Origin of the sequence: Sphingobacterium zeae, assembly GCF_030818895.1 — a bacterium.
Classification (GTDB): domain Bacteria; phylum Bacteroidota; class Bacteroidia; order Sphingobacteriales; family Sphingobacteriaceae; genus Sphingobacterium; species Sphingobacterium zeae.
Genome location: NZ_JAUTBA010000001.1, coordinates 4,175,904 through 4,201,771, shown reverse-complemented (window position 1 = coordinate 4,201,771; position 25,868 = coordinate 4,175,904). Strand labels below are relative to the sequence as shown.

The window sequence follows — 25,868 nt, the reverse complement described above, 5'->3', positions numbered from 1 at the left end:
TTTATTCTAAGACTTTCAATGAAGCACATAAAACTATTGACTTTATCGATAGGACTGTTAGGAATGGGGACGACTTATGCCCAGACTACACCTACGTTGCCTATCAATACGATCGTAGAACGAGTTCAGAAATATTTTCAAGTGTATCCGGTTGAGAAGGTACATTTACATTTCGATAAGCCGTATTATGCAGTAGGGGACACCCTTTGGTTTTCCACCTATTTATCCCGCAATTTGCCCGAATATGAGCCAAGTAAAATAGCGTACGTGGAGGTGCTGAATAGCCGTGATTCCCTTATCCAGACTCTTCGGATTCCATTGGATAAAGGGGTAGGAAATGGGCAGATTGTGCTTGATCCTCAATTTATGGTTCAGGACAATTATCGGTTTAGAGGGTATACGAAATGGATGGCTAATTTCGATAATGCTTACTTCTTTAATAAAGTAATTCCCATTGGTGACGTAATCAATAAGAAATTGATTACGAATATTGAATTTCAAAATAATATCGGTGGCAATAAGACGCAGGCTGTTGTACAGTTTCGCGATCGAACGGGAAAACCGATGATCAATTCAAAAATTAATTGGGAGTTTGTATCAGGGTGGGAAACGTATGATAAGGGTAAAGGTGAGACTGACGGATTGGGGAAAGTAACTATAAATCTATCGGCGAAGGAAAAGTCGAATTTAGAAAAGGGACAACTGAAAATTAGTATTCAGGAAAACAAAAATGAAAAGCCTCTATCTAGTTCTTTCTTACTCAAAAATGCCTTATGGGATGCCGACGTACAGTTCTTTCCTGAAGGAGGGGATCTGATCGCAGGCCTAGCTAAAAAGGTCGCATTTAAAGCCGTTGGATCTGATGGAAAAGGGCTAAAGGTTAAAGGGAATATTTTGGATTCAAAGGGCAAGTCCGTAGCAGAGATTCAGGACTTTGGAACTGGAATGGGTTATTTTTCGCTGCTACCCCTTGCTGGAGAAAAGTATCAAGCTGTGATAAAGTTTGACAACGGCCAAGAACGCACATACCAATTGCCGGCTGTCGTTACGGATAAAGCAAACGTCGTTTTTGTGAAGCAGGATGCCACGAATGCGGAGTTCGCGGTGGTGACCAGTGAAGAAAATTTCTCAAAAAACCAAAGTCAATCTTATTATGTTTTGGTTCAGTCCAATGGACACCTTTGTTATGGGGCTCAAGTGAATCTAAAATCTTCCTCAGCGTTGGTTAATATTCCGAAAGAACGTTTACCAAACGGTATTGTCCAAGTAACTTTATTGAGCCCAGAGGGAAAACCTATCAGCGAGCGCCTGGCATTTGTTCAAAGCGAAAAGCTTTTAAATATCAAAGTCACAAGTGATAAGCAAAGTTATAAGGCCAAGGACTTAGTGAGCCTTAAACTTGCGGTGGACAACAATGGACAGAAATTTCCTGGAAGCTACTCGGTATCTGTAATCGATGAAGCTAAAGTTCCTTATGATGATCAGGCGGATCTTTCTATCGTGAGTAACTTTTTACTAACTTCCGACCTGAAAGGGAATGTGGAGAATCCAAACGCCTATTTCGATGAAAAAAATCCTAATCGTGACAAAGCGCTTGATGCATTATTAATGACACAGGGTTATCGTCGATTTGATTATCCAACGCTTATTTCGGAGAAATTACCGCAGATTAGTTTTCTCCCTGAGCAAGGTATAGAGTTGTCTGGCACCCTTCGGATGAACACAGGGCGTCCTTATCCAAATGGAGGCTTGCTTTTATCGGTGCCTTCCCGTAACATTAAAAAGGATGTGTATACGGATCAAAATGGACGATTCACATTTAAGGATCTGGTCTTTCCAGATTCATCCAAAGTAACGGTAAATGCCCGATCCAATGACAATTACAGGAGTTTGGTTATCAATATGGATCAGAGCTTTTATCCTGAGATTGATAAGAACAATGGGTATAAGAGCTATTTTATACCCAATATAGATCAGGCTTTTGCGCCTTATCTGGCCAATAGCCGAAAAGAATATCGAAAATCCATCTTGCTGGATGAAGTCGAAGTGACAGCCGTAGTGAAAAAAGTAATCACAAATAAAGATTTTCCTTCTATTTCGGGATTATCGATGCCCGAGCATCGTATTGAACCCGATCGTTTGACAGGGTGCAATGTGTTGACGATGTGTCTCCAAACGGTGTTGACGGGTATTACTTATGATCCGCAGACATTGAAATATTATGTTTCCCGCGATTACAATGCGGGTGGGCGTACACCTGTCCAATTCTTTCTGAATGGTATGGCTATTGATGAACCGGGGCTGAATAGTATCAATGTCGCTGATATCGAAGGTATAGAAATTTTCTTGCGCGATGAATTGGGGACAGTTTCCAGAATGTATCAGAACAATGGTGTTGTTTCCATCTATACGAAGAAAGTAGAAGCTAAGAAACCACGGATGTCGTTGAGTGAGATTGAAAGTATGTTACCTAAATCAAACGTTATCGATATGTATCCGCTGGGCTACATCAAAGAAAGAAAATTCTACGTTCCTAAATATGATACTCCAGAGAGAAAAGCTGTGAATGATTTGAGAACCACTATTTACTGGAATCCGAAAGTCTCCATAACAGAAACAGGGGAAGCTGCGATTCAATTTTATAATGCCGACGGAAATGGAAATTATAAAGTGATTGTTGAAGGGATGGACCAAACTGGGAATATTGGACGTAAGGTCATAAACTATAGCGTTCAGCCCTAACTATTACGTATGGATATAAAAAAGTGCAGCTCCTTGATGGGCAAGGAGCTGCTAACTAACCAATTATAAACCTAAATTATGAAAAGTATTTTGTCGCTATTTAAAGCGTTAATCTTCTATTTGTAAAGAATATTTCAAATTTTATGCCAAACTTTATTTGTGTATTTTTTGGCAGATATTTATCGAGTGCTTCTTTGGATCAATTAGTCAAATTAAAATAACAATGTCTGCACCGAGGTTCGTAGGCTTCTTTTTCACCTAAAAGTACTGTTGCTGTCTCATTGGTCAGGCGATAAGAATAATTTGCCGGAGCCCCGCATTGCATGCACACCGCGTGCACTTTTGTCACATGTTCGGCTACCGACATAAGATGGGGAATTGGCCCAAATGGTTTTCCTTGATAATCCATATCGAGTCCCGCGACAATTACTCTCACACCACTATTTGCCAATTTGACACATACCTCTGTCAAACCGTCATCAAAAAACTGTGCCTCATCGATTCCGACCACTTTAGTTGATGAACTTAAGAGTAGGATAGCGGAAGAATGATCAACTGGCGTAGAGGGTATGCTGTTACTATCGTGTGAAACGACTAATTTATCGTCGTATCGCTTGTCAACGGATGGTTTAAATATTTCAACATTCAGACGTGCATATTGCGCTCGTTTTAGTCTGCGAATCAATTCTTCTGTTTTGCCTGAAAACATGGAACCGCAGATAATTTCAATGCTACCATATTGAGCGGGGCGCAAAGCCAAATTATGTTCGGAAAAAAGCATTTGATTAATTTAATTTTGTCGTATGGTCTTCAAATAAGGCGATATTTGTATAATAACCTACTACTATATTCTGTTTTTGACGCTGCTAATATCAGAATTAAATATTAAATTTGGGTAGCAAAAAAGTGTATGTAAATCCAAATATTTATAAATCAAAGGTTTGAGTTTTCCACTTTTAAGTTAGTTGAGGGTATAGGTATGATAAACGATTAATTGGTGATTTCAAATATAATTATGGGTACTCAAGAGGAAATTTTTAATAAGATAGGTGATTTATTACAGGATTTAAATGGAAAGTATCTGACCTTGTCAGAACAAGACGGCTTGTCCGAAATGAATGAATTAGTCCTATTGGAGGCTAAGGCACAGGCTGTGGCAGCCTATATAACTCTACTCAAGACAACGACTGTCCTTCGCGAAAATCAATCGCCGCATACGTTAAATTCAGCCGCATTGGAAAGTAAGAAGATTGCATTCAACGATTATTTTACACCGCCTTCTACCATTAGAACAGCGGCGCAGCAATTTGTCGCTGAGCAGCCTGCAAAAGTAGTTCAGGAAACCGAGCAGGTTGAAGATCTCAAATCCATCAAGGACGAAAATTTGGTAGAGGAGAGCGAGAGACCAGTAACTTACGAAAGAGAACCATTGAAATCGGAGGAATCTAACCCTGTTGCCGATGGATTTGTAGATTCTCGCATAACAGGATCTCGGGTAGTTGAGCCGCCTTATCAGGTCGAAAAGGGAGCAACCTCACAGATAGAAGAAGCGAATGTCTTTGTTAAAGAAGTGGTTGAAGAGCCGAAAGAAATCATTATTGAACAGCCCAAGGAAGTTTTTATTCAGGAAGAAATCAATACTGTTGTTGAGGAAGTTCCTGCTAGACCATTAACTTTAAATGAAATTATTTCTCAGCAGAAACAAGCGGGAGTGCAAAACCGAGTCTATCAGGTAAATCAATCTGGAAGTAATGATAAACTCACGGATATTAAAACAGGTATAAGCTTAAATGATAAACTTTTGTTTATTAAAGATTTGTTTAATGGCTATAGCTTGGCATATAGCGAAGCAATTGAATTATTAAATCGATTTACGAGCTATGCGGAGGCGGATGCGTTTTTACAAACAAATTATGCGATTAAAAATAAGTGGGCGGATAAACCGAATACCGTTGAAAAATTATACGATGTCCTGCGCAGAAGATTTAACTAAAATATTGCAGAAGATATAACTAGAATATTAAAACAATAAAAAAACAGCTCTGAAAGTATAGGAGCTGTTTTTTTTGGCCTATATTTCAGATTTATCAGTTTAGTTGAAATTGTAACCAATCATTTCCTTCATGACCGTATACAAAATATTTGGGCTGAAGAATTTCCGCTAATGCTTCGAGTTCCTTTAAATAATTGTATCCTGGAATCTGTGCAAACTGTTGATCGGTCATAATAAAGACCTGATCGAGCTCGATAGCTTTGGACGAAGTGATAGCTGGCGTATTCAACAATTTAGGTAGCTGGATAAACGTTTGTTCACCATGACCAATGACAATGATTTTGTCGGCTTCACTTTCAGTCGTCACTGGAATACCACCTGCAATCTTTATGGCTTCATGTAGATAAGCTGAACGGTTAATTTCAAGCGGTTCGATTTGATCTAAAACCAAGACTTTAGGCCTGTCAATCGCTGAGATAAACTTAAGTTTATGGATGAGGATATTCGTTTCATCTTCAATTTTTTCGATGAATTCAGCGCTTTTATCACTAGCATCAAGATCATTGCCTATGCCTTTGACATAGCTGATCATATCATCGATGTCCACGATTTGAGGCTGACCTGAAAGTAATTTGTTGTAAGTTTCTACTGAAATAGCTGCTGAATTTAGGTTCAGCTGGTCCAAAATATGGGCGACAAGTTTTTCTTGATTGCTTTGCATACTACAAAAATACAAAACCTTCATGACTTCGTACACACCAAGAGCAATGAAAGCGAACTGAATGTTCTTTCTTGCAAATAAGAACGGCCAATTTCAGAAGGAAAGGGGAGTATCGGAGAAAGTGAATTAGCAATAGTAGGTATGCACATATTTTTGTAAATTGGCATAAAATAAATGCTATAAATATGTTTGACAAATTATTTGAGGCCCAGCAAAAGGCAGAGGAGATCAAGAAAAGACTGGATTCAATTTCTGTTTCCGGTGAGGTGGAAGGTGGATTAATCCGTGTAACAGCGACGGCAAATAAAGAGATAAAAGAGGTGATTATCGATCCTGTATTTTTATCAAACGCGGATAAGGAAGAACTGGAAGAATTACTCGTGGTTGCTTTGAATAAGGCTCTTGTCCAAGCTGAGAATATCAGTCAGGCTGAAATGCAGGCTGCGAGCAAGGATATGTTGGGTGGACTGGGCGGATTATTTAATAAATAAGGTGATCATCATGAAAGCGACATATTACGGACAATCTTGTGTGGAGTTTGATTTTGACGGGATAAAGGTGCTTATGGATCCATTTGTCACCTATAATCCACTGGCAAAGGAAATTGATATCAATGCGATTAAACCAGACTATATCTTTTTGAGCCATGGGCACCAGGATCACGTAGCCGATATGGCTACGATCCAAAAAAATAGTAATGCTACTGTTTTAGCGATTGTTGAAACCGCAGACTGGGTCCGCAGACAGGGAGTCCCTGATGATAAAGTTATCGAGTTTAACTTGGGTGGAACTGTGCAGCTGCCTTTTGGTTCGGTAAAGATGGTTTATGCTGCGCATACCAATAGTACACCTGACGGCCGATATGGAGGATTTCCTGTGGGTTTTGTTTTCAATATAAAAGGCAAACGAATTTATTTTGCAGGGGATACGGCTTTAACTATGGAAATGAAACTATTGGCTGAAATGAACCTCGATTGGGCCTTTTTACCGATAGGAGGGCATTATACCATGGACGTGGATGATGCAGTCAAAGCAGCTGAATTTGTGAACTGCGCCCGGGTAATCGGAATCCATTACGACTCTTTTCCGCCAATCACTATCGATAAACAACAAGCATTGGATAAATTCCAAAATGCGGATATATCACTGTCATTACCTGAAATCGGTACGAGAGTTGAGCTTTAAGTTAAAAAAGCCGAGTTGCCTCGGCTTTTTGTTTATCAAGCAGCCTTTTCAGATTTTACTTCTTTGTATCTATGAAGATATAACAATTTTTTTAAGATCTTCCAAACTGAATAGGGGAATGTCGATGATTTTGTTTTTAAGGATTTGTTCTTTGTTTTCTTCAAAATAGAACAGTTTCCATTCACCATTTTTATATTCCAAACTACTGAGATTTTCAATCCAATCACCAGAATTCATATATGTACAGGTTCCTTTTCGGGTAATGACTTCTTTGATTTGAGGTTGATGTATGTGTCCACAGATGACGAAATCGTAGTTTTTTTCTATGGCTAACTCGGTTGCTGTATGTTCAAAATCCGATATATATTTGACCGCTTTTTTAACAGAGTTTTTAATTTTTTTTGATAGCGAGAATTTCTCCTTACCCATTTTGTCAAGACAGTAATTAATAATATTATTGAGTTGTATAAGTTTATCATAACCCCATCCACCCAGTTTTGCCAACCATTTAGAATGATGAATGGAAGCGTCAAAAACATCCCCATGAAAGATCCACACTTTTTGGTTATTGAGGGATAGAAGTAGTTTGTTGCTCAGCTTGATATTACCTAATTTTAGGTCTGTAAACTTGCGTAACATTTCGTCGTGGTTACCTGTGATGTAATGCACTTCTGTACCTGAAGAGCTCATGTCAATAATTTTTTTGATAACTTTGAGATGCTCCTGCGGAAAGTAGCTTTTTTTAAATTGCCAAATGTCTACGATATCGCCATTCATTATCAATATTTTTGGAGATACTGATTCCAAGTAAAGTAAAAGCTCTTTTGCTCTACTGCCGTAGGTACCAAGGTGTAAATCTGAGATTACAAGTATATCAAGGCTTCTTTTCATTTGCAAATAATTTTTTTTTATCCCTGTTTGGAAAGATGACTCAAGCTGAATTGAACCACACTAATTTTATTCGATAAATCTATTATCTTCTTTTACAAAAGAAAGATACATTTATTTTGTGCCGATGAAATTGCTGTTATTAAATCGTTAAAGTATTTTGTAAAAAGATTTAAATAGTTGATTGGAAATTAATATTGGCAGCAAGTACGAGCTTTTGGCGTAGTTAGGGAGTTGGAAACTGTGGTGTGCTGTACTAAAAAAGGTATCCAATACAAATTGGATACCTTTTAACTATGTTAAAGATTGTTATTCTTTTATTTGGCCATAGCTGCCGCTCTATCAATGTGAAATTGTACCAAGTCGTCAATCGGGGAGCGTAATATTTTGCCTACTTTCATTCCATATTGTTCAGCTTTTTCAGCCAATACATTTCTGAAATTATAGCCTACTGAACCTATACAGTTAAAAGTATAGCTCTGATAATTCGGGTATTTACTGACAAGGTTTCTGAAAAAAGCTTCAAAAGCTTCATCGACGATATTACGTGTATATTCGATATTGACATTATTGTCATAAACAAATTTGCTAAAACTAGCACAAAAACGATTAGGCATAGGCTTGGTATAAACCGCATCCATAATTTCGTCTTTTGTCATTTTATAGGTGTTATAGAATACTTCCTTCACATCTTTAGGCATTAAATTACGAACATAATCCGCTAATAATTTTTTGCCGATATAGCTGCCAGAACCCTCATCACCTAAAATATAGGCTCCAGAGTCGATGTTTAGCGTGATTTCTTTGCCATCATAAAGACAGGAGTTTGTTCCTGTTCCCAGTATCGCAGCAAACCCAGCTTGAGTTCCTAATAATGCTCTCGCTGCAGCAAGAAGATCATGTCCGACTTCAACCTTAGCTGTTGTAAATACTTCTTTCAAGGCATCAACTACAATTTGTGCTTTTTCCTTGTTGTGAACTCCGGCACCATAATAGTTTACTTCCGAGATTTTTTCAAAAGGCAAATCTTGCGGTAGTCCTTTTTTTAGGGAGTTTACAATGTATTCACTATCAACAAAATAAGGATTATATCCTTCTGTATTGAAGTAGATTTTTTTATTCGAATCGTCTAACAAACACCAGTTTGTTTTTGTTGATCCCCCGTCAGCAATGATTATCATTATTGAGTAGTTTTAATTGTGTTTTATCGTTATAAAATGAGTAATCAATCATTAATCAATTCCCCGAAAATACATTTTTTAATTTTAAATATCATAATTTATCCGTTGATTTTTCAAAAAATAAATTTTTGTCATTTAGTCAGTAGATAAAAAAACAGGCTTAGCAATACCGCTAAGCCTGTTTTTGAGCTGTGTAATAAAATTGTTTAAATAGTGTACTATTTACAATTAGTGAGGGGTGTTAATGTCCTCCTTCAGCCTCTATTTCGTCAATGTTGATTCCTTGTTTTGTTAATATTCCCTTCACAAAGATCGCAAAGAAAACAACATAACAGAATCCCACCAATGGTAGAATATATGAATTGTGAATACCGATAATATCTGCTAATTTTCCTTGGATCGGAGGAAGAACACCTCCCCCAAGAATCATCATAACAAGGAACGCCGAACCTTGAGCGGTGTATTTACCCAAACCAACAATGGATAAACTGAAAATGGACGACCACATTATTGAACATGCGAGACCTCCTGATAAGAAAGCATAGATAGCGATTGTACCCGATGAGAACAAGCCAACCAACATGGCAATAATTCCGAATAATCCGAAAATAATTAACGTGCGAGCAGGTTTCTCTTTACTTAGGTAGAATGCTACAATTTGAAGAATAATACAAACAACATAATAATAGAGGTGTGACATTTCAAATCCAGCGAGTGTATTAACTCCAATAATAATAGAGAAGGCAACGAGTGGAACTATTACCAATAAGCCATTTTTGGTGGTTTTAGTTAAGTTAAACGCAGTTATTGCGCCTGCCCATCGTCCGATCATCATACTCCCCCAGTACATGGATACATAAGGTGTAATTTGTGATGATTGCAGATGACCAAATTCTTTTAGGGTTAATAATTCGCCTAGGTTACTACCAATGGCTACTTCGATGCCGACATAGATAAACAAAGCAAGCATACCTAAAGCCAATTGAGGGTATTTCATCGCACCCCAACCTTCTGGATTCTTTTGGGCACTTTTATTAGAGAACAACAAACCGCCAATGACAACAACCAATGCGCCTGCTAACCAGAGCATACGCTGTGTTTCAAGAGGTTTGGCAATTTCTTTAATCTGTGATTTGAGTTGATCGATCTGGGCGGGATCCGTTAAGCTCGAAACTTGTTTGTGTAATTGCTCTACTTCTAGTGCTAAATCACTTTTATAGCTTAAAAAAACGGGTGTGAACATACCGAATAGCAAAACAGTCATAATAATCAATGTACGTAAAGCTTTGTTCGCTTTTTCCATCGGCTCGTCGCTAATCCCAGCAGGAACTTTTTTACTGAAATTAAATAGCGCTGCAGCTAAAATAAACAGCAGGCCAACGCCTATATAAAGATAGACTACTTTATTTAAAGGAAGGTTGGCAATTTCGGAGTCAGAAATAGGTTCAAAAGTTCCGAATAATGAAAATCCGATAACAAGTGGGCCTATTGTCGTACCGAAAGAGTTGATACCTCCACCAAGGTTGACGCGCGACGCTCCGGTTTTTGGATCACCCAATAAAACTGCAAATGGATTTGCCGCGGTCTGTTGTAATGAAAAACCCAGTGCAACGACGAAGAGACCCAACAACATACCAACATAGAGGTTCACTTCGACAGCGACGATCATGGCGGCAGCACCTAAAGCTGAGAAAAGTAAACCATAAACGATACTCTTTTTATATCCCCATTTTCCAACCAGGTCTTTTCCACCAATTGAACTGAAAATAAATAGTAGTAATGCGCCGATGTAATAGGCCGTATAAAAAGCAAAGTCAATCAGCTGGGATTGAAACTGATCTAAATGAAAGTAATTTTTGCAGAACGGTATAAAAACACTGTTCCCTGCCGCAATGAACCCCCAGAAGAAAAACACAATAATTAGTGTGTAAAGCGCGGGGTAATTGGTTTTAGTTTGTTGCTGTTCCATATAAGGGATCTAAAAACTTAAATTTTGAAAGGTACGAACTTATGAAAAAAAATATAAATTCAATCTAAAAATGTTGTTAAATCGTTTTACTAGCTACAATAGTAAATATTTTTTTTGAAATATTTTGAAATAACAAAATTTGTTTTTTTCTTTGTCAAGGTTCTCAATATTTAATCCGCTTCGGATTTAAAAGAAATCATTAAGTTCTTCATCTCACTTAATCTTGGAAACTGGCTTAAGTGTAATCAGAATTCAGAATAAAGCTCAAAAAGAAAATCCAAAAATCATACACAACACATTAATGGATATTAACGAATTAAACGCTAAACTCGTATCAGAATTGCGCGAGATTGCTAAGTTGATCGGTATCGCAGATGCTGATAAATTGCGTAAACAAGAATTAATCGAAAGAATTAGTAATACTGGCGCAGAAGAGGAAGCCGCTCCAGCTTCAGCTGAAAAGGTATCAAAAGTAGAGGAAGATAGTCAGGAACATGCTGAACGTACACGTAAACGTGTGCGGACCATTAAAACTGCGGAACCTGTAACGGTAAGGAAACGTGAAGTTTCTGAGCATGAAGAAACCCCCGTTGCAGCCGAGGATACAGTAGCAGCAGAAAAAGGCGCCCAACCTGAAAAAACCATTCAAACTCCTAAAACAGAAAGCAATTCTTCAAGTACAGATTTCGATAATGTAATTGTTAATGAGGGGGTATTGGAAATCATGCCTGATGGTTATGGCTTCTTACGTTCTTCAGACTATAATTATTTGACATCCCCTGATGATATTTATGTATCACAATCTCAAATCAAATTATTTGGTCTGAAAACGGGGGATACTGTTCGTGGTTGTATCCGTCCACCCAAAGAGGGCGAAAAATATTTTCCTTTGGTCAGAGTAGAGGCTATCAATGGACAAAATCCTGCAGAGGTACGTGATCGTGTGCCATTTGATTATTTGACACCATTATTCCCTGATGAGCGTTTAAATTTAGATATGGGCGTTGGAAATTACTCCACACGTATCATGGATTTATTTACGCCTATAGGTAAAGGTCAACGTGGATTAATCGTTGCTCAACCGAAAACGGGTAAAACAAACTTGTTGAAAGAGGTTGCAAATGCTATTGCAAAAAATCATCCAGAAGTTTATTTGATTATCTTATTAATCGATGAGCGTCCTGAGGAGGTTACTGATATGGCAAGAAGCGTACGCGCAGAAGTTGTTTCTTCGACATTTGATGAGCCGGCTGACCGTCATGTAAAAATAGCGAATATCGTGCTTGAAAAAGCAAAACGTATGGTAGAATGTGGACATGATGTCGTTATCTTGTTAGACTCGATTACAAGATTGGCACGTGCATATAACACCGTGGCGCCTGCATCAGGTAAAATTTTGTCAGGTGGTGTGGATGCTAATGCTTTACACAAGCCAAAACGTTTCTTTGGTGCTGCCCGGAATATTGAAAATGGTGGTTCATTGACGATCTTAGCAACAGCATTGACAGATACAGGTTCTAAAATGGATGAAGTTATTTTTGAGGAATTCAAAGGTACAGGTAATATGGAATTGCAGTTGGATCGTAAGTTGGCAAACAAACGAATTTTCCCTGCAATCGATATCACGGCATCGAGTACACGCCGTGATGATCTATTGACTGACAAAGAAACATTACAACGTATCTGGGTACTTCGTAACCACTTATCGGATATGAATTCTACAGAGGCCATGGAATTTTTACAAGGTCAATTGCGTGGAACTAAATCAAATGAAGAATTTTTGATCAGTATGAATGGGTAATCCCATCAAATTTTGATATTTTAGCCATCATTTTTAATCAAATGATGGCTTTTTTTATAAAATAGATCCTGTACATGAAAAAACATATCCCGAATCTGCTGACTTGTCTAAATTTATTTAGTGGGTGTATCGCTGTATTAATGGCATTACAAGGTAATATTAAAATCGTTACCATCTGTGTGTTTGCGTCGGGGATATTTGATTTTTTTGACGGAATGGTAGCGCGTCTTCTCCATGTTAAATCGTCGATTGGGAAGGAACTTGACTCGTTGGCCGATATGGTTAGTTTTGGCTTTTTACCTGGAACAATCATGTTTACTTTAGCGTCAAAGGTATTTCCTGATGGCTCTTTATATCCTTATTTGGGATTTATTATTACAGTTTTCTCGGCTTTACGTTTAGCAAAGTTCAACCTGGATGAGCGCCAAACTTCGGATTTCATTGGTTTGAATACACCTATGAATACATTTTATGTGCTTTCACTTCCTTATATCGCTGAGACCTATCCACAGCTTGTTTTAAATCCGTTGATTTTAATGGGTAGTGTCCTTTTAACAAGTTATCTGTTGGTAAGTGAAATTAGGCTGTTTTCGATGAAATTTAGTTCAATGGAATGGAAAGCAAATAAATATCGTTTTATATTTCTGATCTTGACTGTGATTTTTTTTACGATTGGTCAATTTATGGCTCTTCCCGTTATTCTCATTTTGTATTTCATCTTATCTGCATTGCATTTCAATAAAAAAAACGATCTGGCTTAGATCGTTTTTTCATATTGTTCCAATTCAAAAAGGAGTTCCTTCATCTCGATATCGATGATACCGAAAGTTGCCCGCAGTATCTCTAAAGATTCCTTGTTTTTTGCGTGGTTCTCCAATTCTTCAAATTTTTCTTTCAGATGAAAAGCACCTATATAGTCCATTGTCGGTTTGATATGATGGGCGGCATCGCCAATTTTCTGCAGGTTACCTTCAGCTAATGCCTGGCGGAGCTTATCGAGATCGACAGGTGTTTGAATAAGGTACATTGATACAAATTGTTTAATTAATTCTTGATTGTCGAACATGTTTAGGCTGATCAGTTCAATGTCGAGATGGTTCATCGTTGCTTGTTTTCTTTACAGGTAAATCGTCTTTGCATTTATCCAATAAATATACATTATTTTTTTTGTAAACAGGGTGAACATAGTCGGGGGCTATTTCCGCCAACGGTTCGAGTGTGAACCTACGTTGGGCAATGTAGGGGTGTGGAATCTGAAGTGATGGTAGGTCGATGATTTCTTGGTTTGAAGTAGAGTAGGTCGATGTCAATAACTCTTTCTCCCCACTTTTCTTTACGTACACGTCCCAATTCCTGTTCGATATGCTGTGTCAGTTTTAAGCAGTCTAAGGGCGGTAATGCGGACGCCACCAAGATGACCTGATTTAAAAAAGCTGGTTGGTCTTTAACTCCCCAGGCGGCAGTTTCATAAATTGATGATGCTTCAATTATCTCTCCAACATGTTTCTCAAGCTGCTTTCTCGCTAAATTAAGCTGCTGGAAACGATCCCCTAGATTGGTGCCCAATAGGATATATATCTTATTCATACTGCTAAAATAAGCTTTTGAGGAATTTAATGATGAAATTTGTCTATTAATTCCATCCGATTATGTAAATTTCTGTTCGCGAGTCAGCTCACTTTGGGAAGAAAATATGTTATAGATGAAATAAAAGACTGTGTCAATAAAGAATATTGCATTACCTTTAATGGAAAATAGCGCGTTCGATTAGTAGAGTTGTTATTAATCGGTTATAATTACAAAATATGAAATCATTTTTTAAGTATGTACTGGCAACAATTACAGGGATTGTAATTTCTTTTGTTGTGTTATTTATTGTTCTGATGGGAATTATTGGAGCGATTATCAGTTCGGCATCCTCTGATCAGGAAATTGTTGTGAAAAGCAATTCAGTTTTATACCTTTCCTTTGATTATGACATCACCGAGAGGAGTGAAGCTAATCCTTTGGGTAGTCTCAATCTTCCAGGTTATTCCACTAAAAATATTGGTCTAGACGATATTTTGGCGAGGATCAAGTATGCAGCTACCGATGGCAATATTAAAGGGATTTATTTAGATGCTAGCCATGTCGGTGTTGGCTTTGCGAGTTTAAAGGAAGTAAGGGACGAACTTTTGGCCTTTAAGAAGACGGGTAAATTTGTTGTTGCTTATAATGCCGGCTACGACCAAAAGGCTTATTATGTGGCAAGCATCGCTGATAAGGTGTATGTTAATCCACAAGGTACAATCGATTTTAAAGGGTTGGCAAGTTCTACGATGTTCTATAAAGATCTTTTGGATAAGGTTGGGGTAGAGATGCAAATTGTGAAGGTGGGTACATTTAAAAGCGCTGTTGAACCTTTCTTTTTAAATAAAATGAGCGATCCCAATCGCTTGCAGGTAACATCATATTTGGGAAGTATATACAGTACCTTTATTAATGAAATAGCAGCGAGCAGAAATATTGCTGCCGATTCATTACGCGCTATTGCGAATGACTATCGTGTCCGGGATGCGGACGACGCGGTAAGATATAAGCTTGCAGATGCCAAGTTGTATAAAGACGAACTTTTATCGGATTTGAGAAAACGTCTGAAAATTTCGGAAAAGGATGAGATATCGTTTGTTTCCCTATTGGATTATAATAAAAAGTTAAAAGATGATGCGAGCGGATCTGAAGTCGCGGTTCTTTATGCTGCCGGAGAAATTGTTGACGGGGAGGGGACAGGACCAGGTCAAATCGGTGGTGATAAATTCTCCCGCGAACTACGGAAATTAAGAGAAGATGATGCTGTTAAAGCTGTTGTTTTGCGTGTGAATTCACCAGGTGGATCTGCTTTAGCGTCGGATATTATCTGGCGGGAGGTTATTTTGACCAAGAAAGTGAAACCTGTAATCGTGTCGATGGGAGATTTAGCTGCATCAGGTGGGTATTATATCTCGGCGGCAGCAGATTCGATATTTGCTGAACCAACTACAATTACAGGATCTATTGGTGTATTTGGTGTGATTCCTAATTTCCAAAATCTGATGAACAATAAAATTGGAGTGCATTATGATGGTGTAAAGACGGGTAAGTTTGCTGATTTGATGACTTCTTTCGATCGGCCGTTGACAGCAGAAGAAAGGGATATCATCCAGCGGGAAGTGGATAAAGTATATGGTACATTTACTAAAGTTGTTGCAGACGGCCGTAAATTATCCATTGCTGATGTGGATAGCATTGGACAGGGAAGAGTTTGGACTGGCGCGCAGGGGGTGAACAATAAATTGGTTGACCGCCTCGGTAACTTGGATGCCGCTATTCAGGCTGCCGCAAAAAAGGCCAATTTGAGTAACTATAAAGTGTCGCAGTATCCGGAGAAAGAAGATCCTTTTACCTCGATATTAAATAATTCAAAAGAAAAAGTCCAAGTTTGGCTTGCGAAAGAGCAAATGGGCGAGTACTATCGCTATTTTGATGTTATGAAAAAAGCTACAGCACAGACGGGGGTACAGGCGAGATTGCCGTATAGCGTTGAGATTCACTAGTAATTGATACTTAAAGGAAGGTCAATCGTAGTATGGTTGTAGGTGATTATAATTTATAATGATGCGGGTAGTTCTTACATTGCGTGCTGAGAAGTCCGATCCAAGGTAGGAATTGCCATGAATAAATAATTATTTCTGATGAAAGCAAATGCTTTTTTTTATATTTAGCTGTTCGTTTAACAAAACGACCTAATCCCAAATCAATAAAGTTACAGAATGAAAACAGTAGACGATTTAAATTTTGCAGGTAAAAAGGCCTTGGTACGTGTGGATTTCAACGTGCCTTTGGATGAAAATTTCAATATTACGGATGATAATCGTATCCAGGGAGCGGCTCCAACGATAAAGAAGATTTTGAAAGATGGTGGAAGCGTGATATTGATGTCCCATTTAGGAAGGCCAAAAGATGGTCCTACTGATAAGTATTCATTAAAACATATTGTTGCACATCTTTCACAGGTTTTAGGTACTGATGTTCACTTTGCCAATGATTGTATCGGTACAGAGGCCGTAGAAAAAGCGGCAGCTTTACAGGCTGGTCAGGTTTTATTGCTAGAAAACCTTCGCTTCTATAAAGAAGAAGAAAAGGGAGATGTTGAATTTGCTGAGAAGTTGTCAAAATTAGGCGATATCTATGTGAACGATGCTTTCGGTACAGCCCATAGAGCGCATGCTTCGACAGCAATTGTTGCGCAATTTTTTCCAGGATCGAAATATAGTGGTTACCTGATGGCAGCTGAGGTCGGAAATGCAGAAAAAGTATTAAACAATCCGGTTAGACCATTTACGGCTATCATGGGTGGAGCAAAAGTTTCTGATAAAATTCAGTTAATTGAGGCCTTATTGGATAAAGTTGACAACCTTTTAATTGGTGGAGGTATGGCTTATACGTTCATCAAAGCTAGAGGGGGTGAAATTGGTCAATCATTGGTTGAAATCGATAAACTTGATTTAGCGAATGAGTTGGTGAAAAAAGCGAAGGAAAAAGGTGTAAACTTGGTTATTCCTACGGATGCTCAGATTGCAGATGCATTTTCCAACGATGCCAATGTGTATGATGGACCAAATGATCAAATTCCTGCAGATTTGCAAGGTCTGGATATTGGTCAGGAGTCTGCAGCAAATTTCGCTGCGATCATCAAAAATTCTAAAACGGTTCTTTGGAACGGTCCAATGGGTGTTTTTGAATTTGATACCTTTGCAAAGGGTACCAAAGCTGTAGCTGATGCTGTTGTGGATGCAACGAAGAATGGGGCATTCTCTTTAATAGGAGGTGGTGATTCTGCTGCTGCGGTAAGTAAATTTGGTATGACTGAAGATGTAAGTTATGTCAGTACAGGCGGTGGTGCGCTTTTGGAATACATGGAAGGAAAGGTGCTTCCTGGTGTAAAGGCACTCGAAGATTAATATAAATTAAATTTTTTGGAAAAGGGACAGCATTGGGTTGTCCCTTTTTTTATTTTATGCATCGCGCTATCGCTTGTGCTAAACTATGGATGTAATGTCAGATTGTATCAATTATCCGTTAATTGTCTGTACAGTACTCGTGAGTTTTTATTGTAATTGCTAAATTTATCAGACAAGGTTATATATGCAGATATCGATGGACGCAAATAAGAATAGAGAAAAAATAAATTCAGGTTTTTTTTCAGTGCTTACGTATAATGTAGCGGGATTGCCCGGGATTATTTCGTCGGCAATTACAGGAAGAAGCAGAAGTATTGCTGAAATTGGAAAGAAGATCAATCCTTTTGACATTGTTAATGTGCAGGAGGATTTCAATTATAATAGAAGTCTATATTGGGGCGGTAATTCACATCCATATCGCACAAGAACCAAGGGACGTGTTCCCTTTGGTGATGGTCTCAATACCCTGTCTCATTTTCCGATGACCGATGTTGTCCGTGTGCCCTGGAAGAAACGTACAGGAGCCGATTTTCTGACACCAAAGGGCTTCACCTTAGTTCAGATAGAAATCGTTCCTGAAGTCTGGTTAGATGTGTATAATGTTCATGCAAATGCACAAAATAGCAGAAAAGCTTCAAGTGCACGCCGGGATAATCTCAATCAGCTACGTGATTATATTGGAGAGCATTCGAGCGGTAAGCCACTTATTGTAATGGGTGATTTTAATGCACATTATAGCTTTTGTGATGATAATCTGCATGATTTTATGGATTCAACGGCTTTGGTTGATAGCTGGGTTGAACTCGAAAATGGGGGGTTAGTGCCAGAGGCCCGCCACGAGTTCAAACCTCAGCATATGTTGTCTATATGTAATCAGAGCGAATCCATTGATAAGATTCTTTACAGGAGCAGCAGTGACCTCAGTCTTGCTGCCCGGGACTATAATATAGAAAACAATTTATTCACGAATGCGAAAGGGCTGCCGTTGTCAGATCATTATGCGTTGGCGCTCAATTTTAATTGGGCGATCCACCCTTAGTAACTGTAGCTTAGACTGAATGTTGGAACTATACGTTGTGTTGTCGAGTTGTCATTGATATAGGTACCCTTAACGACGAATTCGAAATCTGGAAGTGGGTATCTGAAAGCATTGAAATCAAGCGACAGATAGGCTCCAAAGCTTTTTGGTGAGATCTCCCTGTGTTTGTGTATATTTTGATAATCGGCAAATATTCCTCCTTTTACACGTTTAATATAGGCTAAAGATCCTAATCCAAGGTCGGGATAAGCTATAGGGAAACGATAGTTGACCAACACCGTGTTTTTTATTTTTTCATATTTGTAGTAGCTAAATCCACTCACAAGAGGGATATCGTTGATGTATTGATAAATTCCTGATCCTGTTTGGGCGCTCAATCTAATTTGAAAACCGTGATTGCTCATAAATCCAGGTAGATAGAATACTGTTCTTGCTGATAAAATTTCACCTTTTGCATTGTTTTCAAAAGGCGTATGTCGGTAGGTGACACTAAAATTTTGTCCCCATCTTGGGTAGAGGTCCATATTGGCCATTCGCGCATTTCGATTGAGGTAAAGCTGATAGGTCAAGGGAAATGCAGTCTCGTAATTAAAGTTCTTGACGTCTGTTCGGCTAAGGTCATAGCGCCGTAGATAGGCTGTCGCCAGGTTGAATCCAGTGGAGTAGACGTAGTCTCTTTTATAAAAGGAGAGCGGGATGGAGATCTGTGAAGATATATAATGCTCGCGCCAGTCGAAACGGATGCTACTGTCAGGTTTGTTAGGGATGCTTGCTGCTGCAATTTGCCCTCTGTTTTCATAGCGTAGCGAGAATTTTGGAAAGTACTTGTTGTAGGTAAGTTCTGCCGAGTATACTCCTTTTCGAATGTCGGTGTCATATTCATACCCCAGAGCAATTTGTGTGGTGTTTAAGATGTTGTTTGATAACCAGAAGACTCCGGGTTTAAAATTGTCGAAGCTTTCAAAATTGCTGCTACTTAGCGAAAAACTATGAAAATTGAACGTTCTACCCAGTCCACGATAGGGAACAATTTGGTAGTGCTGACTAGTATCTACAGAGACTGCAGCGATATTTTTCACGCTGTCTCTGGTCAATGCCGTGGCGTAATAATGCGAAAAGTAATCCGTTTCTGGGTCGATATCAAATGTGGTATCGATGGATGTCTGGGCGATCTTGTAGCCGTTGTACTGGTAGTCGTTGAAGAATAATTGCCTTGTATTCTTATCGTAAAAAGGATTGAATGCGCCAAATTGTGCCTTTGTCAAAAGCTGTTTTTTTCCAGATAAGAGGTCGATACTGTAAATATTATCGATACCGTTGAAGTTGGCTTTTGTGATGATTCTCATACCTGATAGGTATTGTGGTCTTTCGTATTGTTGATTACCCCATGGCGTTAGGTTGGTGATTTTGTCATTTTTCAGATCAATTTCACACAATGCGGTTCCGGATTCGGATAATCGTATAGCTATTATTTTATCGCCTTGGGGGTTGAAAGCAGGGTGTTGGAGCTGTTCGGAATTGCCTATTTTAATCCGTTTGATGATGCTGTTGTTTTTAAGGTTTATAAGCGTCAGATAGCTGTCGTTGGATAAATCTACCTCGACGCAGGCAATTGTTTCGTCTAATGGGCTTAAAATGGGGGAATAATATCTCGTCTGTTTGCTGAGCTGGCTAATTTTCCCTGTTTTGAGATCCATGACATTGATAACGCTGTATGTTCTTTTGTTGAAACGCGGATCTTTATTGAGCTCGTCCCATACGATGTAATTGCTGTTTACGTCAAAATGTGGTGTTAACTGTATGCCAGTTTTAGCGAGCCTATTTTCTGTTTTTGTTGCCACATCATACGTGTAAATTGCGTTGGTCTTTTGTGGGTTCTGCTTAATGAAATAGATCAGACCGTTCTTGTGTTTTGGTAATAAATTGCTGTTGTAATAGCTGTCGTTTTTCTTGTCTATTTCTTTGTATTTCTGGTATTGATAGTCGCTTGTTTTCTTATTCCATATGGTCTCTAAATTTGCTATTGTTTTGTGGTATAAATAAGCACTATTTCCACCTATTTTTTTCTTTAAAACACGATTGATATTATAGGGATATAATGGTTTTTTGTTCAGCTCCGAAAAGAGATCGGCTTCATAATTCGAAGGTAATTCCGACTTTAAAGTGGAGGTCATCAGATAGCCGATTGTGTAGTAACTTGGAACAATGTCTTTATAGGAACCCAGTAAATATTTATTGAAACTGTAGTGGTGATTCGATTGAAAGTTCGCTTTAATGGGCATTTCAAAAGCGGGTAATCTTCCTCTCCCTCCCTCCGAATATATGGTTTCTGTAAGGGTTGCATCGCCTTCAAAATACCAGGAAGGAACGGTCAGTCCGTAGTAGGCAAGGGCTAATTGTTCAAAAAATGGCGCGCGTAGTTTTCCTGTCAATTTGTCAAATTGACTTACGTGTCTTGACTCGTGAAGGATCAAATTGGGTAGCCAGGTCTGGTTGTCGGGTTCTGCGCCGGCGGTGCTGTATAGTTCAGATTTACGTGGAGACAGCTGTACAAAACCATTCGTTTGTAGATTCGTGTTATGGATAATGAATGGAATTTTCCGCGGCGATACTTTGTAATTTCTAGCAGTCGTACGTAGCGATCGGCTAACCTGCTCAGCTAGGGTAGGGGCTTTGCTCTTCATTTCCTCAGGGAAAATGAGTTGAAAATTCTTCGTTTCGATCTGATACCATTTTTGGCTTAAGGGCGCTTGGCTGTCTTCAAAAAATTGAGCAGAACTTTTTTGTGAATATATTATTAATGATAATAATGATAATATGCTGATAATTATGTTTTTATGTTTCATTAATTTTTGTATATCGAGTATTTGCTATTTTTTTTAGTTTTATTGTTCCTATTTATATGAACTTTAACTTCTGTTTCAAATTTATTTATATTTGAATAATAGGCTTTTATGATTTTTATGATTTACTTCTTTTTACTATTTTTTTTCTGTAAAACAACCTGATGATATTCGGCTGTTCTGAAAAAAAAGCACTATATTGAACAGGTTAAACCATACGACGAATATACTTAAATAATTAGCGATTCTAAGACTGCGCCGAGAAAATTTGTCTGTTTTTTTGTGGAAAAATCAGACGTCTATGGGGTGTTGCTTTGGGAGTGTGCTGGCGAGTTGGGTGTCGCGTGATTTATTTTATTCGATAAAAAAATGGATCGGTAATTAGACGATAAATTTCATCGTCTTTCTTTTGTAGAGGTCTATTGAAGTTGTTGGCGAGAACGGTTTCCCTTAGTTTTTTTACTAATGACAAAATGTCTTGTTTTTGATTTGGCCATTGAACGTTGCGCGGGATATTTATCCCAATTACTGCGAACAACAGCAGGTTTTTATTATTTATTTTTTTATTCAGAATTTACTTTAAAAAAGCGATTTTTGTAACATATAATTTTTGTGTAGATGTAGGCTTTTTAAATCGATAGGAGATATGGAAGAACTGGAAATGCAGGTGAATCAAATAGAGCAATTAATAGCAAGTGGAGATCTTGTTGGGCTGGAAGAATTTTTGAATGAATTAAATATTTCAGAAGTAGAGGAGCTGATTGATGAGTTGCCTGAACATGGTCCGTTATTTATTGAATCATTAAATTTGAATCGCGCAGTTAACGTTTTTCGGATTCTGGATTTCCCTACTCAAAACAGGATTTTTAAGAAGCTTTCTAAAGCAAAAATTAGTGCGCTAATTAACGAATTACCACCCGATGATCGGACTTCTTTTTTTTCCGAAATGAAGGACGATATAAAGCATTTAATTTTACTTTTACCACCCAAAGATCGTGTTGAAGCATTGGCTTTACTTGGATATCCTGAAGATAGTGTGGGTCGCTTAATGACGCCTGATTATATTACCGTAAAGGAACATTGGAGTATCGAGCGAATACTGGGTCATATCAGGCGTTATGGAAGGGATTCGGAGACTATAGATGTGTTGTATGTAATTGATGGGAATGGGAAGCTCGTTGATGATATACGGATCAAAGACGTATTGATGGCGGAACCCGATACAGTGGTTGGGGAATTGATTGATCATCGCCTAATATCGCTTAATGCTTATGACCCGCAGGAGGAAGCAATCAATATCTTCCGGATGAATAATCGGGTGGCCTTGCCTGTTGTTGATGAACATGGAGTGATGTTGGGTATTGTTACTGTTGATGATATTCTTTGGGTTGCCAACGAGGAGTATACCGAAGATATGCAGCGCATCGGGGGAACCGAGGCGTTAGATGAGCCCTATTTGGATGTATCGATTAAGAACCTGGTGAAGAAGAGAGCCGGTTGGCTTATTGTACTTTTTCTTGGGCAACTTTTGACAGCTACAGTGATTGAACATTTTGAAGAGCAAATGGCAAGTGCGATTATGTTATTTGCATTGATGCCAGTTATTATTTCCAGTGGTGGGAATAGTGGTTCGCAGGCGTCGACATTGATTATCCAGGCGATGGCTTTGGGGGAAGTTACGCTAGGCGACTGGTGGCGGGTGATGCGTAGGGAGATTATATCGGGCTTGCTCCTGGGACTTATTTTGGGTACATTAGGTTTTGTGCGGATTATGGCCTGGCAGTCTTTTGCGCATAGCTATGGTGAGTATTGGGTGTTGGTTGCATTAGTTATCTCTTTGTCCTTGGTTGGTGTGGTCCTTTGGGGGTCGTTGATGGGGTCTATGTTGCCTTTTGTGATGAAACGACTTGGGGCCGACCCAGCGAGTTCTTCAGCGCCCTTTGTATCGACATTAGTCGATGTAACAGGTTTGCTGATTTATTTTAGTGTGGCAACGCTAATTTTGAAAGGTGTGTTGCTTTAATCGTACGCAATTGCCGATACTGGTCGTTCATCCGCTGATGGCGATTGAAGGTAAAAGAAGGATAATGTTGGTTTAAGTGCTGAAAAGGGGATTTTGTGGAGCTGTTTGAAAAATAAAAATAAATTATTCTAATTGGAATTTAGGAAGTTGTAAAAAATGTGCTCAAAAAATTTGTAGTATTCTAATAATCTTCCGATAATTGCATCACGGAAACGCAATAGGGTCTCCGGAAAAATTGAAAAACACTCCTGAATAGCTCAGCAGGTTAGAGCATCTGACTGTTAATCAGAGGGTCGCTGGTTCGAGCCCAGCTTCAGGAGCAATTTAGTAACTTACATAACCGGAGTTATCTATACTATTCAATTTTTCATTCCTGAATAGCTCAGCCGGTTAGAGCATCTGACTGTTAATCAGAGGGTCGCTGGTTCGAGCCCAGCTTCAGGAGCAGCAATGCAATAATTTTATTTGCATAACAAATTAAAATGTACTATTTTTGTACACTCAATGGGAAAGAAATTTCTCGGGATTAAATTCCTGAATAGCTCAGCAGGTTAGAGCATCTGACTGTTAATCAGAGGGTCGCTGGTTCGAGCCCAGCTTCAGGAGCAATATTTAAACCGGCTTTATGCCGGTTTTTTTGTTTACCATGCTTATAAAAAAACTATGAGTTTAGTAATTATTGGTACGGTGGCTTTCGATACTATAGAGACGCCGTTCGGTAAAACTGACAAAATTCTAGGTGGTGCCGGCACATTCGCGAGCCTGGCGGCATCCTATCTGTGTGATCAAATCAAGTTGGTCAGCGTTGTTGGAGAAGATTTTGGAAACGACCATCTTAATATTATCAAGAACCGGGGTATAGATGTAACGGGCATTCAGGTGATAAATGGTGGGAAAACTTTTTACTGGTCGGGCAGATATCATAATGACATGAATAGCCGCGATACTTTAGCTACAGACTTAAATGTATTGGCTGAATTTGACCCAATTATTCCAGAGGGCTACCAAGATTGTGAATATCTGCTGTTAGGTAACCTTACTCCTCAAATACAGTTGACAACCTTGGGGCGCTTAAAACATAAGCCGAAGCTGGTTGTTCTGGATACTATGAACTACTGGATGAATGTTGCCATGGATGACTTAAGAAAGGTTCTTCTGAAGGTTGATGTCTTAGCTATAAATGATTCAGAAGCCAGACAACTATCTGGCGAGTATTCCCTTGTTAAGGCAGCAAAAGTTATTTTGAAAATGGGGCCACGCTATTTAATTATTAAAAAGGGTGAGCACGGTGCACTTCTTTTCGGTGAGAATCAGATTTTTTCTGCCCCGGCACTTCCCTTAGCAGATGTTTTCGATCCAACCGGTGCAGGTGATTCCTTTGCAGGAGGTTTTATTGGATATCTAGCGAAAGTAAAAAGCGTAAACTTTACAAATATGAAGAACGCCTTGATTTTCGGTTCTGCGCTGGCTTCATTTTGTGTAGAGAGATTCGGAACAGATCGCTTGGTTAGTCTCACTCAAGAGGACATACAAAAGCGATTGAACGCGTTTGTAGCCCTATCTCAATTTAATTTATAATCACTTATCTTTCAATTTTCCAATAATTTGAAATTTTAAAAATACAGTTTCTGAATGAGGAGCGTCTTGAAGCTCCTCAGTTAGATCTTGCCCAGCCCAGTGCTCGTAATGCATTCCATTTTTCCACAGTCTACTTTCGCCGACATCATAAATGTATCCACGGTAGGCAATCCAGATCTGCGGTTTGTCGCAACCGTTCCGTAAAGCTAATTGACTTTTGCTATATTCTAATAATCCCTCTGCCATTAGTCATGTTAAGTTGGCGAAGATATAAAAACTAGGCTACTTTATACGCCGATAGCGATTTTTTCATTAATTTTCTGGCTACATGTATTCGTGTCTTTACTGTTCCGATGGGGATATTCAGGTGCTCAGATATCTCATGATATTTAAAGCCTTCAAAGTAAAGTGTGAAGGGGATGTAATACTCTTCGGAAAGACTTGATAATGCTTCGTGAATGTCCTGCATCACAAATTTACTTTCTCCTTGATTGGCGGAAGCAGACAAGAGGAGGTTTGCATTAGAAATATCCTCATCTTTTGTGATGAAGGAGTTTGTTTTTACAATACGTCTATAATTATTAATAAACGTGTTTTTCATGATGGTATAGAGCCAACCTTTTAAATTTGTACCTTCTCTAAAATTTTTAAAATAGGTTACAGCCTTCAGAATTGTATCCTGAACGAGATCGTTTGCATCTTCGTAATCACTGGTAAAATTTCTGGCGTACAGTTTTAATGAGTCAGATTGCTCAATCACCATGGTGTCAAATTCATTCTTAGTCATAGCTTAATGAATTATAACTGTTCTTTTTACAAAACAGTAAGTTTATAAAATCAGGTTCATTAAGTATGAGGCAAATAATGCGCCAAAAATGATAAAATAGGATTTGGTAATATAAATTTAAGGTTATTTTAAGGCTGAT

The 25,868-nt window shown here is 38.5% G+C and carries 21 protein-coding genes and 3 tRNA genes; 14 read left to right on the top strand and 10 right to left on the bottom strand.

Going from position 1 to position 25,868, the window contains the following annotated elements; all coding sequences use genetic code 11:
- Positions 1-18 precede the first annotated feature (18 nt).
- Complete coding sequence (locus QE382_RS17660; RefSeq protein ID WP_307187088.1) at positions 19-2,742, top strand: carboxypeptidase-like regulatory domain-containing protein; 2,724 nt, start codon at positions 19-21, stop codon at positions 2,740-2,742.
- Positions 2,743-2,941: 199 nt separating this feature from the next.
- Here QE382_RS17660 and QE382_RS17655 read toward each other — a convergent pair whose 3' ends face one another.
- On the bottom strand, positions 2,942-3,523 hold the full coding sequence (locus QE382_RS17655) for a thymidine kinase (RefSeq protein WP_307187087.1): 582 nt from the start codon (positions 3,521-3,523) through the stop codon (positions 2,942-2,944).
- A 234-nt stretch (positions 3,524-3,757) separates the two neighbouring features.
- Between QE382_RS17655 and QE382_RS17650 the strand changes: the two genes are divergently transcribed.
- A complete protein-coding gene (locus QE382_RS17650) occupies positions 3,758-4,735 on the top strand; it encodes a DUF8457 domain-containing protein (RefSeq protein WP_307187086.1) in 978 nt (325 codons plus the stop codon).
- A gap of 94 nt (positions 4,736-4,829) precedes the next feature.
- Here the strand turns inward: QE382_RS17650 and QE382_RS17645 are convergent, their stop codons facing one another.
- The gene (locus QE382_RS17645; RefSeq protein WP_307187085.1) at positions 4,830-5,456 is read right to left on the bottom strand and encodes a substrate-binding domain-containing protein; all 627 of its coding nucleotides are present in this window, start codon (positions 5,454-5,456) and stop codon (positions 4,830-4,832) included.
- 185 nt (positions 5,457-5,641) lie between these two features.
- On the opposite strand from QE382_RS17645, the gene QE382_RS17640 reads away from it, so the two are divergent.
- Both QE382_RS17640 and QE382_RS17635 read left to right on the top strand, forming a co-directional pair.
- Complete coding sequence (locus tag QE382_RS17640; RefSeq protein ID WP_307187084.1) at positions 5,642-5,947, top strand: YbaB/EbfC family nucleoid-associated protein; 306 nt, start codon at positions 5,642-5,644, stop codon at positions 5,945-5,947.
- A gap of 10 nt (positions 5,948-5,957) precedes the next feature.
- Complete coding sequence (locus QE382_RS17635; protein WP_307187083.1) at positions 5,958-6,641, top strand: metal-dependent hydrolase; 684 nt, start codon at positions 5,958-5,960, stop codon at positions 6,639-6,641.
- A gap of 69 nt (positions 6,642-6,710) precedes the next feature.
- Here QE382_RS17635 and QE382_RS17630 read toward each other — a convergent pair whose 3' ends face one another.
- The 3 genes from QE382_RS17630 to QE382_RS17620 form a co-directional block, all read right to left on the bottom strand.
- Positions 6,711-7,532 carry a UDP-2,3-diacylglucosamine diphosphatase gene (locus tag QE382_RS17630; protein ID WP_307187082.1) on the bottom strand — a complete coding sequence of 274 codons (822 nt, stop codon included), beginning with the start codon at positions 7,530-7,532 and terminating at the stop codon, positions 6,711-6,713.
- Positions 7,533-7,846: 314 nt separating this feature from the next.
- Positions 7,847-8,710 (bottom strand): N-acetylglucosamine kinase, encoded by an 864-nt coding sequence (locus QE382_RS17625; protein WP_307187081.1) that lies wholly within the window; start codon positions 8,708-8,710, stop codon positions 7,847-7,849.
- 241 nt (positions 8,711-8,951) lie between these two features.
- Positions 8,952-10,679, bottom strand: coding sequence for an MFS transporter (locus QE382_RS17620; protein ID WP_307187080.1), 1,728 nt, complete (start codon positions 10,677-10,679; stop codon positions 8,952-8,954).
- Between the two features lie 301 nt (positions 10,680-10,980).
- Here QE382_RS17620 and rho point away from each other — a divergent pair, with 301 nt between their 5' ends.
- Both rho and pssA read left to right on the top strand, forming a co-directional pair.
- On the top strand, positions 10,981-12,480 hold the full coding sequence (gene rho / locus QE382_RS17615) for a transcription termination factor Rho (RefSeq protein ID WP_307187079.1): 1,500 nt from the start codon (positions 10,981-10,983) through the stop codon (positions 12,478-12,480).
- Between the two features lie 74 nt (positions 12,481-12,554).
- A complete protein-coding gene (gene pssA, locus QE382_RS17610; protein ID WP_307187078.1) occupies positions 12,555-13,241 on the top strand; it encodes a CDP-diacylglycerol--serine O-phosphatidyltransferase in 687 nt (228 codons plus the stop codon).
- On the opposite strand, the gene QE382_RS17605 is transcribed toward pssA, so the two are convergent.
- A complete protein-coding gene (locus QE382_RS17605; protein ID WP_307187077.1) occupies positions 13,238-13,582 on the bottom strand; it encodes an Hpt domain-containing protein in 345 nt (114 codons plus the stop codon). The genes pssA and QE382_RS17605 overlap by 4 nt on opposite strands.
- A 122-nt stretch (positions 13,583-13,704) precedes the next feature.
- Positions 13,705-14,067, bottom strand: a complete 363-nt coding sequence (folK, locus tag QE382_RS17600; RefSeq protein WP_307187076.1) for a 2-amino-4-hydroxy-6-hydroxymethyldihydropteridine diphosphokinase — start codon at positions 14,065-14,067, stop codon at positions 13,705-13,707.
- 218 nt (positions 14,068-14,285) lie between these two features.
- On the opposite strand from folK, the gene sppA reads away from it, so the two are divergent.
- From sppA to QE382_RS17585, 3 genes are all read left to right on the top strand, one after another.
- Positions 14,286-16,052: a signal peptide peptidase SppA gene (gene sppA / locus QE382_RS17595; RefSeq protein WP_307187075.1), complete on the top strand. Its 1,767-nt coding sequence runs from the start codon at positions 14,286-14,288 to the stop codon at positions 16,050-16,052.
- Positions 16,053-16,268: 216 nt separating this feature from the next.
- Complete coding sequence (locus QE382_RS17590) at positions 16,269-17,459, top strand: phosphoglycerate kinase (RefSeq protein WP_307187074.1); 1,191 nt, start codon at positions 16,269-16,271, stop codon at positions 17,457-17,459.
- 196 nt (positions 17,460-17,655) lie between these two features.
- Complete coding sequence (locus QE382_RS17585; RefSeq protein WP_307187073.1) at positions 17,656-18,498, top strand: endonuclease/exonuclease/phosphatase family protein; 843 nt, start codon at positions 17,656-17,658, stop codon at positions 18,496-18,498.
- On the opposite strand, the gene QE382_RS17580 is transcribed toward QE382_RS17585, so the two are convergent.
- Positions 18,495-21,182, bottom strand: coding sequence for a TolB-like translocation protein (locus QE382_RS17580; protein WP_307187072.1), 2,688 nt, complete (start codon positions 21,180-21,182; stop codon positions 18,495-18,497). The two genes, QE382_RS17585 and QE382_RS17580, sit on opposite strands and share 4 nt — an antisense overlap.
- Before the next feature lie 805 nt (positions 21,183-21,987).
- On the opposite strand from QE382_RS17580, the gene mgtE reads away from it, so the two are divergent.
- The 5 genes from mgtE to QE382_RS17555 all read left to right on the top strand — a co-directional run bounded on the left by mgtE (position 21,988) and on the right by QE382_RS17555 (position 24,942).
- Complete coding sequence (mgtE, locus tag QE382_RS17575) at positions 21,988-23,364, top strand: magnesium transporter (protein ID WP_307187071.1); 1,377 nt, start codon at positions 21,988-21,990, stop codon at positions 23,362-23,364.
- Positions 23,365-23,610: 246 nt separating this feature from the next.
- A tRNA-Asn gene (locus tag QE382_RS17570) sits at positions 23,611-23,684 on the top strand.
- A 51-nt stretch (positions 23,685-23,735) separates the two neighbouring features.
- Positions 23,736-23,809 (top strand) — tRNA-Asn (locus QE382_RS17565).
- An 87-nt stretch (positions 23,810-23,896) separates the two neighbouring features.
- Positions 23,897-23,970: transfer RNA gene (locus QE382_RS17560), tRNA-Asn, on the top strand.
- 57 nt (positions 23,971-24,027) lie between these two features.
- Positions 24,028-24,942, top strand: a complete 915-nt coding sequence (locus QE382_RS17555; protein WP_307187070.1) for a PfkB family carbohydrate kinase — start codon at positions 24,028-24,030, stop codon at positions 24,940-24,942.
- Here the strand turns inward: QE382_RS17555 and QE382_RS17550 are convergent, their stop codons facing one another.
- A complete protein-coding gene (locus tag QE382_RS17550) occupies positions 24,943-25,188 on the bottom strand; it encodes a cytochrome b5 domain-containing protein (RefSeq protein ID WP_307187069.1) in 246 nt (81 codons plus the stop codon).
- A 31-nt stretch (positions 25,189-25,219) separates the two neighbouring features.
- Positions 25,220-25,729, bottom strand: coding sequence for an RNA polymerase sigma factor (locus QE382_RS17545; protein WP_307187068.1), 510 nt, complete (start codon positions 25,727-25,729; stop codon positions 25,220-25,222).
- Positions 25,730-25,868 lie beyond the last annotated feature (139 nt).

Excerpts from the sequence above, each read along its gene's own strand:
- QE382_RS17660 (WP_307187088.1), top strand. The coding sequence starts at position 19 with ATGAAGCACATAAAACTATTGACTTTATCGATAGGACTGTTAGGAATG.
- QE382_RS17655 (WP_307187087.1), bottom strand. The coding sequence starts at position 3,523 with ATGCTTTTTTCCGAACATAATTTGGCTTTGCGCCCCGCTCAATATGGT.
- QE382_RS17650 (WP_307187086.1), top strand. The coding sequence starts at position 3,758 with ATGGGTACTCAAGAGGAAATTTTTAATAAGATAGGTGATTTATTACAG.
- QE382_RS17645 (WP_307187085.1), bottom strand. The coding sequence starts at position 5,456 with ATGCAAAGCAATCAAGAAAAACTTGTCGCCCATATTTTGGACCAGCTG.
- QE382_RS17640 (WP_307187084.1), top strand. The coding sequence starts at position 5,642 with ATGTTTGACAAATTATTTGAGGCCCAGCAAAAGGCAGAGGAGATCAAG.
- QE382_RS17635 (WP_307187083.1), top strand. The coding sequence starts at position 5,958 with ATGAAAGCGACATATTACGGACAATCTTGTGTGGAGTTTGATTTTGAC.
- QE382_RS17630 (WP_307187082.1), bottom strand. The coding sequence starts at position 7,532 with ATGAAAAGAAGCCTTGATATACTTGTAATCTCAGATTTACACCTTGGT.
- QE382_RS17625 (WP_307187081.1), bottom strand. The coding sequence starts at position 8,710 with ATGATAATCATTGCTGACGGGGGATCAACAAAAACAAACTGGTGTTTG.
- QE382_RS17620 (WP_307187080.1), bottom strand. The coding sequence starts at position 10,679 with ATGGAACAGCAACAAACTAAAACCAATTACCCCGCGCTTTACACACTA.
- rho (WP_307187079.1), top strand. The coding sequence starts at position 10,981 with ATGGATATTAACGAATTAAACGCTAAACTCGTATCAGAATTGCGCGAG.
- pssA (WP_307187078.1), top strand. The coding sequence starts at position 12,555 with ATGAAAAAACATATCCCGAATCTGCTGACTTGTCTAAATTTATTTAGT.
- QE382_RS17605 (WP_307187077.1), bottom strand. The coding sequence starts at position 13,582 with ATGAACCATCTCGACATTGAACTGATCAGCCTAAACATGTTCGACAAT.
- folK (WP_307187076.1), bottom strand. The coding sequence starts at position 14,067 with ATGAATAAGATATATATCCTATTGGGCACCAATCTAGGGGATCGTTTC.
- sppA (WP_307187075.1), top strand. The coding sequence starts at position 14,286 with ATGAAATCATTTTTTAAGTATGTACTGGCAACAATTACAGGGATTGTA.
- QE382_RS17590 (WP_307187074.1), top strand. The coding sequence starts at position 16,269 with ATGAAAACAGTAGACGATTTAAATTTTGCAGGTAAAAAGGCCTTGGTA.
- QE382_RS17585 (WP_307187073.1), top strand. The coding sequence starts at position 17,656 with ATGGACGCAAATAAGAATAGAGAAAAAATAAATTCAGGTTTTTTTTCA.
- QE382_RS17580 (WP_307187072.1), bottom strand. The coding sequence starts at position 21,182 with ATGAAGAGCAAAGCCCCTACCCTAGCTGAGCAGGTTAGCCGATCGCTA.
- mgtE (WP_307187071.1), top strand. The coding sequence starts at position 21,988 with ATGGAAGAACTGGAAATGCAGGTGAATCAAATAGAGCAATTAATAGCA.
- QE382_RS17555 (WP_307187070.1), top strand. The coding sequence starts at position 24,028 with ATGAGTTTAGTAATTATTGGTACGGTGGCTTTCGATACTATAGAGACG.
- QE382_RS17550 (WP_307187069.1), bottom strand. The coding sequence starts at position 25,188 with ATGGCAGAGGGATTATTAGAATATAGCAAAAGTCAATTAGCTTTACGG.
- QE382_RS17545 (WP_307187068.1), bottom strand. The coding sequence starts at position 25,729 with ATGACTAAGAATGAATTTGACACCATGGTGATTGAGCAATCTGACTCA.